At 60.9% G+C, this 14,913-nt stretch carries 13 protein-coding genes; 5 read left to right on the top strand and 8 right to left on the bottom strand.

All coding sequences use genetic code 11. The annotated features are described in order from the left end of the window. Positions 1–85: 85 nt before the first annotated feature. The 4 genes from DOM58_RS03450 to DOM58_RS03435 form a co-directional block, all read right to left on the bottom strand. Positions 86–1,591, bottom strand: coding sequence for a fumarate hydratase (locus DOM58_RS03450; RefSeq protein WP_110691777.1), 1,506 nt, complete (start codon positions 1,589–1,591; stop codon positions 86–88). A 173-nt stretch (positions 1,592–1,764) separates the two neighbouring features. Continuing rightward, positions 1,765–2,586, bottom strand: a complete 822-nt coding sequence (gene nei / locus DOM58_RS03445; RefSeq protein ID WP_110691776.1) for an endonuclease VIII — start codon at positions 2,584–2,586, stop codon at positions 1,765–1,767. A 60-nt stretch (positions 2,587–2,646) separates the two neighbouring features. After that, on the bottom strand, positions 2,647–4,680 hold the full coding sequence (gene uvrB / locus DOM58_RS03440; protein WP_075563819.1) for an excinuclease ABC subunit UvrB: 2,034 nt from the start codon (positions 4,678–4,680) through the stop codon (positions 2,647–2,649). Between the two features lie 162 nt (positions 4,681–4,842). Further along, entirely contained in the window at positions 4,843–5,040 is a 198-nt protein-coding gene (locus tag DOM58_RS03435) for a copper-exporting P-type ATPase CopA (RefSeq protein WP_110691775.1), read from the bottom strand. 292 nt (positions 5,041–5,332) lie between these two features. On the opposite strand from DOM58_RS03435, the gene ygfZ reads away from it, so the two are divergent. Next, the gene (gene ygfZ / locus DOM58_RS03430) at positions 5,333–6,379 is read left to right on the top strand and encodes a CAF17-like 4Fe-4S cluster assembly/insertion protein YgfZ (RefSeq protein ID WP_245392134.1); all 1,047 of its coding nucleotides are present in this window, start codon (positions 5,333–5,335) and stop codon (positions 6,377–6,379) included. A gap of 25 nt (positions 6,380–6,404) precedes the next feature. Here the strand turns inward: ygfZ and DOM58_RS03425 are convergent, their stop codons facing one another. The 3 genes from DOM58_RS03425 to DOM58_RS03415 form a co-directional block, all read right to left on the bottom strand. Continuing rightward, a complete protein-coding gene (locus tag DOM58_RS03425; RefSeq protein ID WP_110691773.1) occupies positions 6,405–7,175 on the bottom strand; it encodes a TatD family hydrolase in 771 nt (256 codons plus the stop codon). A gap of 3 nt (positions 7,176–7,178) precedes the next feature. Then, positions 7,179–7,664, bottom strand: a complete 486-nt coding sequence (mscL, locus tag DOM58_RS03420; RefSeq protein ID WP_075563816.1) for a large-conductance mechanosensitive channel protein MscL — start codon at positions 7,662–7,664, stop codon at positions 7,179–7,181. Positions 7,665–7,874: 210 nt separating this feature from the next. Further along, complete coding sequence (locus DOM58_RS03415; protein WP_110691772.1) at positions 7,875–9,464, bottom strand: peptide chain release factor 3; 1,590 nt, start codon at positions 9,462–9,464, stop codon at positions 7,875–7,877. Positions 9,465–9,857: 393 nt separating this feature from the next. Between DOM58_RS03415 and DOM58_RS03410 the strand changes: the two genes are divergently transcribed. From DOM58_RS03410 to DOM58_RS03395, 4 genes are all read left to right on the top strand, one after another. After that, positions 9,858–11,129 (top strand): ATP-binding protein, encoded by a 1,272-nt coding sequence (locus DOM58_RS03410; protein WP_075563814.1) that lies wholly within the window; start codon positions 9,858–9,860, stop codon positions 11,127–11,129. 51 nt (positions 11,130–11,180) lie between these two features. After that, positions 11,181–11,735: a response regulator transcription factor gene (locus DOM58_RS03405; protein ID WP_110691771.1), complete on the top strand. Its 555-nt coding sequence runs from the start codon at positions 11,181–11,183 to the stop codon at positions 11,733–11,735. Between the two features lie 130 nt (positions 11,736–11,865). Continuing rightward, positions 11,866–12,687: an inositol monophosphatase family protein gene (locus DOM58_RS03400; RefSeq protein ID WP_188113766.1), complete on the top strand. Its 822-nt coding sequence runs from the start codon at positions 11,866–11,868 to the stop codon at positions 12,685–12,687. 162 nt (positions 12,688–12,849) lie between these two features. Then, a complete protein-coding gene (locus DOM58_RS03395; protein WP_075563812.1) occupies positions 12,850–13,119 on the top strand; it encodes a GrxA family glutaredoxin in 270 nt (89 codons plus the stop codon). Positions 13,120–13,257: 138 nt separating this feature from the next. On the opposite strand, the gene DOM58_RS03390 is transcribed toward DOM58_RS03395, so the two are convergent. Then, positions 13,258–14,574 carry an MFS transporter gene (locus tag DOM58_RS03390; protein WP_110691770.1) on the bottom strand — a complete coding sequence of 439 codons (1,317 nt, stop codon included), beginning with the start codon at positions 14,572–14,574 and terminating at the stop codon, positions 13,258–13,260. Between the last annotated feature and the right edge of the window lie 339 nt (positions 14,575–14,913).

The following is a 14,913-nucleotide window of genomic DNA, read 5'->3' as shown; positions in this document are numbered from 1 at the left end:
TTTATCCGTGTTGCGACTTTCAATGGCCAGCGGCGCGAGCGGGATCCATCGCCGGCAGCCGACGGTTTGGTCCGATCCCAAAGGATCAGACGCGCTCGGCGATGATCTGTTTCCACTTGGCCGGCCCGGTCTGATGGACCGACGTACCGAGATGATCCACGGCAACCGTGACTGGCATGTCTTCGACCTCGAACTCGTAGATCGCTTCCATCCCCAGGTCGTCGAAGGCAATGACTTCGGCTTTCTTGATCGCCTGCGCCACCAGATACGCCGCGCCACCGACTGCCATCAGATAGACCGCCTGATTGTCGCGGATGGCCTCGATCGCCAACGGACCCCGTTCCGCCTTGCCGACCATGCCCAGCAATCCCGTCTCCTCGAGCAGGGTGCGGGTGAATTTGTCCATGCGCGTTGCGGTCGTGGGACCGGCCGGCCCCACGACTTCCTCGCCAACCGGATCGACCGGGCCGACGTAATAGATGAAGCGGTTTTTGAGATCGACAGGCAGGCTCTCACCCTTCGCCAGCATGTCGATCATGCGCTTGTGGGCGGCATCGCGGCCCGTCAGCAGTTTGCCGGAGAGCAGTACAGTATCGCCCGGCTGCCATTCACGTACCGCTTCCGGTGTTATCTCATCGAGGTTGACGCGTCGAACCCCTTCACCCACTTCCCAGGTGATCTCCGGCCAGTCATCCAGCTTGGGGGCTGGCAGTACCGCCGCCCCGCTGCCGTCGAGGCTGAAATGAACGTGCCGAGTCGCGGCGCAGTTGGGAATGATCGCCACCGGCTTGTTGGCGGCATGAGTCGGGTAATCCTTGACCTTGATATCGAGTACCGTGGTCAGGCCACCCAGCCCTTGCGCGCCGATACCGCTGCGGTTGACCTTGTCGAACAGCTCGAGACGCAGCTCTTCGGCGCGGTTGGCGGCACCGCGAGCCTGCAACGCCTGAATGTCGATTGGATCCAGCAGCGCTTCCTTAGCCAGTTCCATCGCCTTTTCGGCGGTCCCGCCGATGCCGATACCCAGCATTCCCGGCGGACACCAGCCCGCGCCCATCTTGGGCAGCTGTTCCAGCACCCAGTCGACGACACTGTCGGAGGGATTGAGCATGGCGAACTTGGACTTGGCCTCGCTACCGCCACCCTTGGCGGCAACGTGCACTTCGATCGTGTCACCCGGTACCAGTTTGTGATGGATGACGGCCGGCGTGTTGTCGCCGGTGTTCTGACGTTTGCCGTCGGGGTCCGCGAGCACCGATGCGCGCAGGACGTTATCGGGCAGCAAATAAGCGCGACGAACGCCCTCATTGATCATGTCGTCGAGACTCATGTCGGCTTCCCAACGCACGTTCATGCCGACATGGACGAAGACCGTGACGATGCCCGTGTCCTGGCAGATCGGGCGATGACCCGTGGCACACATTCTGGAATTGATCAGAATCTGGGCAATCGCATCACGCGCGGCGGGATTCTCTTCCCGTTGATAGGCCGCGTGCATGGCATCGATGAAATCCTTGGGATGGTAATAGGAGATGTACTGCAGCGCGTCGGCCACGCTCTGGATGAGATCCTCCTGACGGATCACGGTCATTACTGGTCTCCTGACTGGTCACGGTAACTGCCAACGGATCGATTGCCCGACGGTCGGTAACTTCAAGGGCGCCAATCATACCCTAGCGAATGTGAATTGGCAGTTGGGCGAGATAGAATTGCAAAATAGATAACGGTATAAGATTTAATATTATCGATCCGAAACCTCAGGTGTCATTCTGGCTGACAGGTCGGACAGCGGTAGAGTCGGCGAGAAGCAATGGTCTCACGCAAAATGAGATCGCCACAGGCATGACAAGGCTGGTTATCGCGATTGAACACGGCGAAGCGCCATTGGCTGCGGCGCTTCCCCTCCCGTTGCAGGCGTTTGCGCCATGTCGGGCGATTGGTCACGCCTGCCTCACGGTAAGCCTGTTGAACGGTCGTCAGAATGCAGTCGGCGAGTTTTTCCCGCTGTGCCTCGGAGAGCGCTTTAGGACGCTTTCTGGGCGCAAGGCCGGCATAGAACAGGATCTCCGACCGCAGATAGTTACCGATCCCCGCATAGAAGCCCTGATCCAACAGCAATCCTCCCAGCCCTCTTCCCGCGAAACGCGGTTCCGACAGACGAGCGACGATATCTTCGGCGGTGACATCGTGCGTCAATAGATCCGGGCCAAGGCGCGCCAGAAACGGCTGTTGTCGCAAGGTGTCGGCAGTCCACAACGAAATGTCCGAGGCACTGTAAAGGCTGGCGGTGTGATCTCCGGCCACCAGGCGCGCCCGCAGCACCCTGCCCGTCGTCGGCGATCGCCCCCGACGATGAACCCGCCAGACGCCGTAAAGCTGGTTGTGAGAATAAAGCACGTGCCCATCGGCGAAGGTGATCAGCAGTGCCTTGCCCCAGCAGTCGACCGTGGTCACCCGACTGTTCACCAGGCGCCCTGCCATGCTTTCCAGCTCGGGAAAGGCAAACCATACCTGGGTCAACGGCACATCTACCAGTACTTTGCCCAGACGATCCGCAACGCGGCGTATTTCCGGCCCTTCGGGCATGGCGCGATCATCCTTGATTCAGATTTCGACGATCCCAGCTTCAACTCGTCCCGACTCGATCTAGCCCAGTTCCAGCAGCCGCGATTTCAACGTTTGCAGCTGATCGCGCAGTTTCGCAGCTTGCTCGAACTCGAGATTCTGCGCGGCCTCATGCATACGATCCTCGAGCTTGCTGATCTCCTTGGTCAGCTGTGTGGCATTCATGGCGGCCAGCGATTCACGGGTATAATCGCCCGGCGCTTCGGCCACCAGCTGTTCGGTCCGCTTGCGACCGCTTTTACGACTACCCGGCGCTTGTGCGCCTTCCATGATGTCCGCCACGGACTTGGTCACGGTCATCGGCGTGATGCCATGGCGTTCGTTGTGCTCGATCTGCTTGTTGCGGCGGCGCTCGGTCTCGTCCATCGCGCGGCGCATCGAGTCGGTGATTCGATCGCCGTAGAGAATGGCCTTGCCGTGAGCATTACGCGCGGCACGCCCGATGGTCTGGATCAACGAGCGTTCGGCGCGCAGGAAACCTTCCTTGTCGGCGTCCAGAATCGCCACCAGCGACACCTCGGGAATATCGAGCCCTTCGCGCAGCAGGTTGATGCCGACCAGCACATCGAACTCGCCCAGACGCAGATCGCGGATGATTTCGACCCGCTCCACGGTATCGATGTCCGAATGCAGGTAGCGCACACGGATGTCGTGCTCGGCAAAATATTCGGTCAGATCCTCGGCCATGCGCTTGGTCAGCGTGGTCACCAGCACCCGTTCACCAACGTCGACGCGTAGCCGAATTTCGGATAGCAGGTCATCGACCTGCGACGTGGCAGGTCGCACCTCGATCTGCGGGTCCACCAGACCGGTCGGGCGCACCACCTGCTCGACGACCTGCCCGGCGTGCTCGGCTTCGTAATTCCCCGGCGTCGCCGAGACGAACACCGTCTGGGGGACGATGCCTTCCCACTCCTCGAAGGTCATGGGTCGGTTGTCCAGCGCCGATGGCAGCCGGAACCCGTATTCGACCAGCGTCTCCTTGCGCGAGCGGTCACCGCGATACATCCCGCCGACCTGCGGCACGCTGACGTGGGACTCGTCGATGAACAGCAGCGCGTCGTCGGGCAGATAGTCGAAGAACGTCGGCGGCGCCTGACCCGGCGCCCGGCCGGAAAGATAGCGCGAGTAGTTCTCGATGCCGTTGCAGTAGCCCAGCTCCAGCATCATCTCGATGTCATACAGCGTGCGCTGCTCGAGGCGTTGCGCTTCGACCAGGCGCTCATGCTTGCGCAGGTACTCGAGTCTGTCGGCCAGTTCCTGCTTGATCGAATCGATCGCACCCAGAATGGTGTCACGCGGCGTGACGTAGTGGCTCTTGGGATAGATCGTCATGCGCGGCACCTGCCCCCGAACCTCCCCGGTCAGCGGATCGAACAGACGAATCGAGTCGATCTCGTCGCCGAAAAGCTCCACGCGCACGCCTTCGTCTTCGGCATCCGCGGGGAAGACGTCGATCACATCGCCACGCACGCGATAGGTCCCGCGCCGGAAATCGGCATCGTTGCGTGTGTACTGCAGCTCGGCCAGCCGCCGCAGAAACGCGCGCTGATCGATCTGCTCGCCGCGGTTGAAGTGCAGACGCATCTTCATGTACTGCTCGGGATCGCCCAGCCCGTAGATCGCCGAGACCGAGACCACGATCAGCGCATCGCGACGTTCCAGCAACGCCTTGGTCGCCGACAGCCGCATCTGCTCGATATGGTCGTTGATCGAAGCATCTTTCTCGATGAACGTATCCGACGACGGCACGTAGGCTTCCGGCTGATAGTAGTCGTAGTAGGAAACGAAATACTCGATGGCATTGTCCGGAAAGAAGCTCTTGAACTCGCCATAGAGCTGCGCCGCCAGCGTCTTGTTGGGCGCCAGCACGATCGTCGGACGCTGCAGTTTCTCGACCACGTTGGCCATGGTGAAGGTCTTGCCGGAGCCGGTGACACCGAGCAGCGTCTGGTGCGAAAGCCCCGCCCCCAGCCCGCGGATCAGCCCCTCGATGGCGGCCGGCTGATCACCGGCGGGACGATACTTGGAGTGAATCTTGAAAGGTTTATTCATGGTCACTAATTAGGGTCCAAACTACCATCATTCAAGGGGCAGGCCTTTTTTCCGTTGCTTTCCATGCCTCGTCGGCGCGACAACCGCCCGGGCAGCACGGTGCTGTACGACACAGTCATTGGGCGACACAGTTACTGGGCGACATATTCCTGGAAGACAAAATCACTGGGCAAAATAGCCGGCCTTCAACGAAGCGACGACCTTGATCAGCGCCTCTCGGCTGACGCGTCCCTCGATCTCCGCCCACTCCAGTCCAATATCGACGGTATCGACTCCATCCACCATCATCAGTGCCGTCGTGACACGATTGAGATCTTCCGGGGTGGAGACCCCTTTCAGGGTCAGATTGATCCGGGCCATGCCGCTTTCTCCACGATGTTTTCCAGAACGCCGGTATGACGAACGGCGCTTTCTGATCAGTACTTCACAGCTGACAATTGACGTTGGTCAGCTCACGATAACGTCACACTCTGTTCATGACTGAGTTCATGACAGGGGCTTCCAGAACCGTGATTCGGGGAAAAGGTTCGAGCCAGCGATATAGCGTAGCACGCCGTTCGCCATCGCCGATGTTGCAATGGCGAGCGATCGACACCATCTTGACGCCAGCATCAGGCATAGACTGACATCAATGTCTTTATGGAGGGACCGGATGAACGATTGGCTGGCACATCTCACGGCAGCGGGCGGGCGCCAGGTCGACGAGCGTCTCTGGCAGTTTCCGCAGGACGATAGCCCCCTGGGCGCCCCCCCAAGCTGCCTGTCGCCGCTGAGCCATCTCGGCATTCTCGAATGCGACGGCCCCGATGCGGCGCGCTTTCTCCAAGGCCAGACCAGCGCCAACGTCGAGCATGCGAACGGCGAATTCGCCCCGCTGACCACGTTCTGTACGCCCAAGGGGCGCATGATCGCCAATGCCGAACTGCTCAAGGTTGGCGCGGAGCGCTACTGGCTATTGCTGGATATTTCTCTGGTCGCCCCGCTGGCGACGCAGCTCGGCAAATACGCACCGTTCTACAAGGTGACGTTGAACCCACGCGATGACCTGGCGCTGATCGGCGTCCTCGGCACCATGCCCTCATTGCCCGACGAGGTGCAGCTTCCCGCTCCGTCCGACATCGATTGGCACATGAGCCAGCAGGACGACACCGTGCTGGTGCGCCACCCTAGCGCCGGGTCACGCCTGCTGATGATTCTGCCCCAGGCGCGAGCGGTATCGGTCTGGAACCAGATGCAGCGCAACGCCATCGCAGTCGGCAATGCGAGCTGGCAACGCGCGGATATCGACGCCGGAGTGGCCTGGCTCACGGCGACCCACAGCGACTCGCTGCTGCCTCAGATGATCAACTGGGAAGCCCTGGGCGGCATCAGTTTTCGCAAGGGCTGCTACACCGGTCAAGAGATCGTGGCGCGCGCGCATTTTCGCGGACAGGTCAAGAAGCGGTTGCAGATCGCGACCCTGGAGGGCGGCACTGCGGTCGAGATCGGCAGCGAGATCCGCAACGCCGAAGGCAAGCGCGTGGGCGAGGTTTTTCAGGCCACGCCTGCAGGCGACGCGGCCGTCTGTGATCTGCTGGTGGTGCTCAATACCAGCGAGTCCGACGAATCCAGGCTCGTCGTCGGCGATCGCAAGCTGACGCTGCGCGAACTGCCCTATCCGCTGGAGCGCCTCGATCCCGAAAGCGTTGTTGCCGCTTAGACTTCGTGAGACGTCTTTCAACCACTCATGAGTCGGCGGTCAGCCGAAACAGTCGCCGCGTATTGGCCCAGGCGTTGGCGGCGATCCGGTCTCGCTCCTGGCGTCGCAACGCGGCGACGGCGTCCAATGTTCGGGGAAGACAGGATGGCTCGTTGCGCTGCCCCTGACGTCCGCATAACGGCATGTCCGGACTGTCGGTCTCGAGCACGAATCCGTCGTCGGGGAGCGACTGCACGACGCGGTGCAATCGTTTCGCCCGATCGTAGGTGACTGCCCCGCCGAGCCCCAGCGTGTACCCCAGATCCAGAAAGCGTCCGGCCTGCTGCGCACTGCCCCCGAAGGCATGAATCAGCCCGCCGGCCGGTAGATCGAGCTGCTTGAGCCGTTTGGCCACCTGATCGTCGGCGTGCACACAGTGGACGATGATCGGCAGCCGGCGCTGCTTGGCCAGTTGGAGCTGCGCCTCGAACAGCGCCCACTGCTGGTCTAGCGTGGCCTCGAATCGCGCGTCGATCCCGCATTCGCCGATACCGACCAGGTGAGGATGCTGGTCCAACGCTTTCGCCAGGCGTTCAATGTCCCTTTCGGCGTGCTCGTCGAGGAAGAACGGATGAAGCCCAAGTGACGCGACGACATCGTCGCGCTCACTCAATGCCAGCACGTTTTCCCACCGTCGCCGCGTCGTTCCCGGCACCATGAAACGCGAGACGCCGGCCGCGTGGGCACGTTCGAAAACGGCTTCGCGGTCGGCGTCGAAACTGTCGAAATCCAGATGACAATGCGCGTCGAACAGCATGATTCAGGCTATCGGGCTCTCTTCCGCCAGCGGAAGATCGGCGGTGCAGTGGCCGCACTTGGTTGCGTTGATCGGAATCGTCATGAAGCAGTGCGGACACGCCTTGTCCGTCGGCGCCTTGGGGGCGACCGCTTCTTCGCGCTTGAGCCGATTGATGGTGCGAACCAACAGGAACACGACGAACGCGACGATGATGAAACTGATCACGGCGTTGAGGAACAGGCCGTAATCCAGCGTCACGGCGCCGGCTTCCTGAGCCGCCCCCAGAGAGGCGTAGGGTCCTGGCGTCGCCCCTTCCTTGAGCACGACGTAGAAATTGGCGAAGTCGACGCCGCCAATGAGCAGCCCGAGCACCGGGTTGAAGATGTTCTTCACCAGGCTTTGAACAATCAGCGTGAAGGCACCGCCAATGATAATGCCCACCGCCATATCGACGACGTTACCTTTGACGGCAAACTCTCGAAACTCCTTGAGAAATTTGGAAGCCATCGGCTTTTTCCTTTTTCTGATCTAACGGGTTGCTCTCGAATCTCTCCGGCCGCCGTGACGACTAGCCGGTTTTCAGAATGGCCCAAGCGCCGGGTGGCGGCAAGACGAAATCTCGCGGTGTCTCGCAAGATCCGTTGAACGGACGAGCGGCTCTGGCGGCCCCGAACGTCCGTGGAGGCGAGATATTCTGCAGCAACGACCTGACGGTAATCAGTGCTCGCGGGTGGCCCTGAACTCGATCTCCGGCCAGCGTTCCTGCGTCATCTGCAGATTGACTCGCGTCGGTGCCAGATAGGTCAGATAGTGGCCGCCGTCCAGCGCCAGGTTGGCGCTCGCCTTGCGCCTGAATTCGTCGAGCTTCTTGGCATCCTTGCTGTAGATCCAGCGAGCGGTATTGACGTTGACCGGCTCGTAGATACAGTCGACCTTGTACTCCTCCTTGAGGCGATGCGCGACGACATCGAACTGCAACGTACCCACGGCGCCCACGATAAGATCGTTGTTGTCCAAGGGCAGGAAGACCTGCGTGGCACCCTCTTCCGAGAGCTGCTGGAGGCCCTTCTGAAGCGCTTTCATCTTCAGCGGGTCACGCAGCCGAACGCGTCGGAATAGCTCCGGCGCGAAGTGCGGAATGCCCAGGAAGCGCATGTCCTCCCCGGCGGTGAAAGTGTCACCGATCTGGATCGTGCCGTGATTGTGCAACCCGATGATATCGCCCGGCCAGGCTTCCTCGACATGAGAGCGGTCGGAGGCCATGAAGGTCAGCGCGTCGGCGATCTTGACCTCCTTGCCGATGCGCACGTGGCGCATCTTCATGTTGCGCTCGTACTTGCCGGAACAGATACGCAGAAACGCGACTCGGTCCCGATGCTTGGGATCCATGTTGGCCTGGATCTTGAAAACGAAACCGGAGAACCGGCCGTCGTCCGCGACCACTTCACGGGCATCGGTTTCCCGGGCCTGAGGCGTCGGCGCGAACTCGACGAAACCGTTGAGCATCTCGCGCACGCCGAAATTGCCCATCGCGGTACCGAAATAGACCGGGGACAACTCGCCACGACGATAGGCTTCCAGGTCGAACTCATGCGAGGCGCCGCGAACCAGCTCGACTTCCATGCGCAGCTCTTCCGCCGCGCTCTCGCCCAGCACGCGGTCGACTTCCTCGCTGGCGAGGCCTTCGATGCGCTTGTCTTCCGGAATGCGGTTGCCCTGGCCCTGGGTATACAGATGAACCACGTCATCGTAGAGATGGTAGACACCCTTGAACTGACGACCCATGCCGATCGGCCAGGTCATCGGTGCGCACTGGATGTTCAGCACCGTCTCGATCTCGTCCATGACCTCGATCGGATCGCGAGTGTCACGGTCCATCTTGTTGATAAAGGTCAGGATGGGCGTGGTCCGTAACCGGCACACCTCCATCAGCTTGATGGTTCGATCCTCGACGCCCTTGGCCGCGTCGATGACCATCAGCGCGGAGTCGACGGCGGTCAGTGTGCGGTAGGTATCCTCGGAGAAATCCTCGTGACCGGGGGTATCGAGCAGGTTGACGATGCGGCCGTTGTAGGGGAACTGCATGACCGACGTGGTGACCGAGATACCCCGCTCCTGCTCCATCTTCATCCAGTCGGAGGTGGCATGGCGCTCGGCCCGCTTGCTCTTGACCGAACCGGCCAGCTGGATGGCGTTGCCGAACAGCAACATCTTCTCGGTGATCGTCGTCTTGCCCGCGTCGGGGTGACTGATAATGGCGAAAGTGCGACGAAGGGCCGCTTCCTGCGCTAGCTGGGCATCTGACATGAGTAACTTCACTGACTAGAGGCGACTCACACGCAACAGCAGTTGCAGTGCGAGAGTTCGCGGAGAATCGAAGATGACGGCGATTGTACGCGCTGAACCGGCAGAGTTGTAGCCGCCGCAGCGGGACGGGAGAGGCCTTGCAAAGCCATGGCAGGGAAATCAGGCCGAAGACGCGATCAAACGGCAGCGTGTGTTCGTTACTGCGATATGCCAGCGCCTCCTTCCTTCTCTTCTCCGGTCGCTTGCTTTCCGTATGACCACCCGAGTCGGGCTCACGTCACCTCGTGGCATGCGGTACCATGATCGTCGTACCCGCGGCGATGTCGAGTCAGCCGCGCTGCCCTCGTTCGCTTTTCGAACGTTCTGCCAACCCGACTCGATACCGGAGAGATCATGCTGCAGCCGCTTCCGCTTTCGACGCCGAACCGCAATCTGGTTCGCTTGACGATCGTTCGCGGTATCACCTGGACCGGATTTCTGGCCGCGATCATCTTCGGGATCGAGGTCCTGGGGTTCCAGCTCCACGTGCTGCCGGTCATCAGTGTCATCGTCGCCATGGGCCTGTTCAACGTGGCGACCTGGTGGCGCCTGGGTCGGCCGCGGGCCGTCACCAACACCGAATATCTGCTGCACTGGCTGGTCGACATCGCCGGGCTGAGTCTGCTGTTCTACTACACGGGCGGTTCGACCAATCCCTTCATCACCTATCTGCTGGTGCCGCTGGGAATCGCCGCCGCCACGCTGCCATGGCCCTACGCCTGGGTCATCGCGCTGGCGGCGACCGCCAGCTACACCACCATGATGCTGTTCTATCAATCCGTGCCGCAGTTGACCAACAGCACGATCGTCTTCGGTGTCCAGCTGCATACGCTCGGCATGTGGTTGAATTTCATTCTGTCCGGCAGCCTGCTCACCTTCTTCATCTTCAAGATGGCGCACACCTTGCGCCGACGCGACATGACGCTATCCCGGACCCGCGAGGCCGCCCTGCGCAACGAACAGATCCTGGCGGTGGCGACCCAGGCGGCGGGTACCGCTCACGAGCTCGGCACGCCACTGTCGACGATGGCCGTGCTGCTCAAGGAGATGCGCCACGAGGCCAGCCAACAGCCAGCGCTGCTGGAGGACATCGACCTGCTGCGCAATCAGGTCGACACCTGCAAGCAGCGTTTGCAGACACTCGTCGCCAACGCCGACCGTCGGCGTCTGGAAAAGCCCGAAACACGGCGCGCGACACCCTGGCTCGAGAATCTGATCCAGCGCTGGCTGGTGCTGCGACCGGACGTTCACCACCGGCTGGAAGTGCTCGGCAAACGTGGCCAACCCAGTATCGCCGTGGACGCCACGCTGGAGCAGGCGCTGATCAACCTGCTCAACAACGCCGCAGACGCCAGTCCCGAAGCCATCGTCACCAGTCTCGACTGGGATGCCGAGGAAGTGGTTATCGACATTCGAGATAACGGCCCGGGCGTGCCGATGTCGATCGCCGATCAACTGGGCGACACCTTCATCTCGACCAAGAGCAAGGGAATGGGGATCGGGCTGTTTCTGACCCACGCTACCGTCAGCCGGTTCGGCGGCGGCGTGAGTCTCTATAATCATGAGGAAGGCGGCACGTTGACCGAGGTCAAGCTACCCCGCGTCAAGGCAGGCGAGAGCCTGTGATGCTCGCGCTCGTGTCCGCCGGGCAGGATTCAGTGACAGGAGGTTTCAGTGATGAGTGACTTGCAACGATCGGCCGATCAGGAGCGCCTGCTGATCGTCGACGACGACGAACAGCTCTGTTTCGTCATGGAGCGCGCCATGCGCCGCCGCGGCTACGACGTGGTCGTGGCTCATACCTACGACCAGGCCCTGGCCTCGGCGCGGGAGACGCCGCCGGCGCTGGCGACGCTCGATCTCAAGCTGGAATCCGATTCCGGCCTCAAACTGCTGCCTGCGCTGCTCGAGGTTGCCCCGGCATGCCGCGTGGTGGTGCTGACCGGCTATTCGAGCATCGCCACCGCCGTGGAAGCGATGAAGCTCGGCGCCGCCAACTATCTCTGCAAGCCCGCTGACGCCGATGAGATTCTGCAGGCGCTCGAACGCGAAAGCGGCGACGTCGACGTGGAGATCGCCGACAACCCGCCCTCGGTCAATCGGGTGACGTGGGAGCATATCCAGAAAGTCCTGCATGAACACGACGGCAATATTTCGGCAACCGCCAGAGCCCTGGGCATGCATCGCCGCACGTTGCAGCGCAAGCTGCAGAAACGCCCGGTGAGGCACTGATCCGGCCGCTGATTTGACCAAAGCCTGACCAGACGGCACTTTTCACCGACTCGACAAACAGACAGCTCATTCATCGTTGACGATCGCGCCCGGCTTTGGCGCGATCCTATCTTTAAGACAGGAGCCCATCGTGGACCACGCCCAGCGACTCGAACAGATAATCCGTATCGCCCGCCAGGCCGGTGAAATGATCGTTCAGGCCCGCGAGAAGCAGAATTTTTCGCGTCAGTACAAGGGCGGAGACGAGCTGGTAACAGAGACGGACGTCGCCGTCGATCAGATGATTGCCGACGAACTGGAAGCGCTGTTTCCCGGAGAAGCCAGACTGACCGAGGAGCTGGCGCCGGATAGAAGCCAGCTCGAGCAGCGCGGTTCGCTGTGGGTCGTCGACCCCATCGACGGCACGGTCAATTTCGCCTACGGCCACGCCCATGTCGCGGTCTCTATCGCCTGGGCCATGGATGGTGAGGTTCAACTGGGCGTGGTTCACGCCCCGTTTCTGGGCGAAACCTTCACCGCCGTGCGCGGTCAGGGAGCCCGACTCAACGATGAGCCGATGCGCTGCAGCCTGGCGGATAGCCTGGAGAGGAGCCTGGTCGCGACGGGATTCCCCTACGCGCGTGACAGACGCGCTCCGTTGGTCAGACGCCTCGATCACATCGTTCAGTCCTGCCGTGACATCCGGCGCAACGGCTCCGCCGCGCTCGATCTGTGCCACGTCGGTTGCGGGCAGCTCGACGCCTATTATGAAAGCGTCTCGCCCTGGGATTTTGCCGCCGGGCTGTTGATCGCCCGGGAAGCCGGGGCGACGACGAGCCATCTCTACGAATGCCCCGACGGGCTACCCGTCGAGCTCTATGGCGAGAACCTGCTGGTCAGCGCCCCCGACATTCATCGAGCGCTCGGAGATCTGCTACGCGATGCCGATGCGGGTCAGCGGCTCGAGCCTTGAAGCCGGGCTAGCGGCCCGTGGCGAAGCGATAGTGGCCTGCAATAGCGAATGTAGCGAGACTCTATTGGTCCGCCCGGGTTTAATACGAAAGAATAAGCCCCATTCTATTTCCACTCTCGTTCATCCGAAGCGAATCCATTATTCAGATCAGGAGAATCATTGATGCTGACCGTCATTTTTGGCCGCCCCGGCTGCCCGTTCTGCGTTCGCGCCAAAGATCTGGCAGAAAAACTGAAGGAAGCCCGGGACGACTTCGATTTTCGCTATATCGACATTCACGCTGAAGGAATTACCAAGGCCGACATGGAAAAGACCATCGGCAAGCCGGTCGAAACCGTACCGCAGATCTTCGTCGACCAGACACACATCGGCGGTTTTACCGAGTTCGATCAGTACGTTCAGGACAAGGCCTTGATGCCCGAAAACGCCTGAAGCACGACACGATATAGTGACCGATATAACGACGAGAGCCGGCAGATGCCGGCTCTTTTCGTTATGACTGAAGAGTTTTAGCTCTAAAGGGTATTGGCTCGAGTCTCGAGCCGCCTCGTCAAACTATCCATCAAACGATCAGCCAGATTGATAGGCCGGCTCGTCGTACTCCTCTTCCAGATCACCCTCCAGATTCAATTCATGCTGATAAGGGCCGTGGCGCGGATCCAGCTCATTGATATAGTGGGTCGACTCCACCATCGGCACCAACGGCATGTAGGGCTCCTGCTCCTCCGGCGCCATGACGGGTTCGCGCCGCCACAGCCGATAGGCAATGAACAGTGCCAGACCCAGCGCCACCGCTCCCAGGAATAGCCACAGGCCATCCGGACCCACGCTTTGCATCAGTAGGGAAGCGCTGAACGGCCCCACCACGGACCCGACTCCATAGCACATCAGGATCTTGCCATTGGCCTGAATCGTCTCCTCTGGCTCCAGCCAATCGTGGGTATGCGCCAGGCTCAGCGAATAGAGGGTATGCAGCATCGCGGTATGAAAGCTGGCCACGAATACCAGCAACCAGTAGCTGGAACGCGCGGCAAATACGATCAGCACGCCCGATATCGCCATGACCACCGCCATGCACAGGATGACCTTGCGCCGATCGAAACGGTCCGAGACTCGCCCCAGCGTCCACTGGGCGATGAGGGCCACCAGCGTGGTTATCGACATGAACTTGGCCGTCTGGGCGGTGGTAAGCCCGATTTCCTGACCGTAGTAAGGCGTCATGGCGAAGAACGCCTGGACCATCAGACCTGCCACGAAAGCGCCGACGAGACCGACCGGGGCTCTTGCCAGCAGCGTTCGCAGCGATATCTTGACTGGCGCGCTCTGGCTGTTGCGCAGCGGCCCCTGGATGCGATGAATCGACAACGGCACCAGCGATAGCGCGAACAACACGCCCGCCACCGAGAACAGCACGAAAGTGCCCGGATCGGCCATGTTGAGCATCCACTGCCCGCCCGCCAGCGACAGCGTCGAGATCACCAGATACCAGCCCAGCACTCTCCCGCGATTTTCATTGGTCGACTCGCCGGATACCCACGACTCCATCACCATCAGCAGCCCGGCGGTCGCCGCACCGCCGAAAAGCCGCCAGACCAGCCAGGCCCACGGGTTGACCCAAAGCCCATGCAGGATCGCGGTAGCCGCCAGCAACGCCGCACAAGCCGCGAATACGCGGATGTGGCCAACGCTACGAATGCGTTTCTCCAGCCAGTAACTGCCGGCAACGAATCCCAGCGAAAAGCAGGACATCAGCAGACCCGCCATCTGCGACGGAAACGCCTCCAGCGACATCCTTACGCCCAGCAGCGTCATGATCAGGCCGTGGCCGAGCAGGAAGCTGATTTCGCAGAGAAACAGGATGGGAAGGGTCGCGGGTAAGGAACGCAACGGCGATCTCCAGTAGCGTTGGTAAGAAAGAGGCCAGGACTTGGCGTCGAGGCGAGTCGATAATCGGTACTCCGTATCGAACGGAGACGAAAGCGGCGGCATTCTATCAATTCATGGAGGATATTGCCGAGAATTGGCGAGATCGATGTATCGCGATCGTTGACCCGAATTATTCACATCTTCTGTGGATAACACTGTGCATTTCCCGTGATCCGCCTCGACCGTCGTCGGCCCCATCCACGCTGGTGTTGAATTGGTTAGTTTTTCGGCAATGAGAAATCTCACTCCGGCTCTCTGAGTGAATTTTTCCGGCGTCGATATCCAGGTTGACCATTGCCC

Origin of the sequence: Salinicola halophyticus, assembly GCF_003206695.1 — a bacterium.
In the GTDB taxonomy this organism is placed as follows: domain Bacteria; phylum Pseudomonadota; class Gammaproteobacteria; order Pseudomonadales; family Halomonadaceae; genus Salinicola; species Salinicola halophyticus.
Note: the sequence above shows the minus strand (reverse complement) of the source record. Positions and strands in the feature narration are given on the sequence as shown.

What these genes read in the sequence shown, in the direction of transcription:
- DOM58_RS03395 (WP_075563812.1), top strand. Translation starts at nt 12,850, where the DNA reads ATGCTGACCGTCATTTTTGGCCGCCCCGGCTGCCCGTTCTGCGTTCGC.
- DOM58_RS03415 (WP_110691772.1), bottom strand. Translation starts at nt 9,464, where the DNA reads ATGTCAGATGCCCAGCTAGCGCAGGAAGCGGCCCTTCGTCGCACTTTC.
- DOM58_RS03405 (WP_110691771.1), top strand. Translation starts at nt 11,181, where the DNA reads ATGAGTGACTTGCAACGATCGGCCGATCAGGAGCGCCTGCTGATCGTC.
- DOM58_RS03410 (WP_075563814.1), top strand. Translation starts at nt 9,858, where the DNA reads ATGCTGCAGCCGCTTCCGCTTTCGACGCCGAACCGCAATCTGGTTCGC.
- mscL (WP_075563816.1), bottom strand. Translation starts at nt 7,664, where the DNA reads ATGGCTTCCAAATTTCTCAAGGAGTTTCGAGAGTTTGCCGTCAAAGGT.
- DOM58_RS03435 (WP_110691775.1), bottom strand. Translation starts at nt 5,040, where the DNA reads ATGGCCCGGATCAATCTGACCCTGAAAGGGGTCTCCACCCCGGAAGAT.
- nei (WP_110691776.1), bottom strand. Translation starts at nt 2,586, where the DNA reads ATGCCCGAAGGGCCGGAAATACGCCGCGTTGCGGATCGTCTGGGCAAA.
- ygfZ (WP_245392134.1), top strand. Translation starts at nt 5,333, where the DNA reads ATGAACGATTGGCTGGCACATCTCACGGCAGCGGGCGGGCGCCAGGTC.
- DOM58_RS03450 (WP_110691777.1), bottom strand. Translation starts at nt 1,591, where the DNA reads ATGACCGTGATCCGTCAGGAGGATCTCATCCAGAGCGTGGCCGACGCG.
- uvrB (WP_075563819.1), bottom strand. Translation starts at nt 4,680, where the DNA reads ATGAATAAACCTTTCAAGATTCACTCCAAGTATCGTCCCGCCGGTGAT.
- DOM58_RS03425 (WP_110691773.1), bottom strand. Translation starts at nt 7,175, where the DNA reads ATGCTGTTCGACGCGCATTGTCATCTGGATTTCGACAGTTTCGACGCC.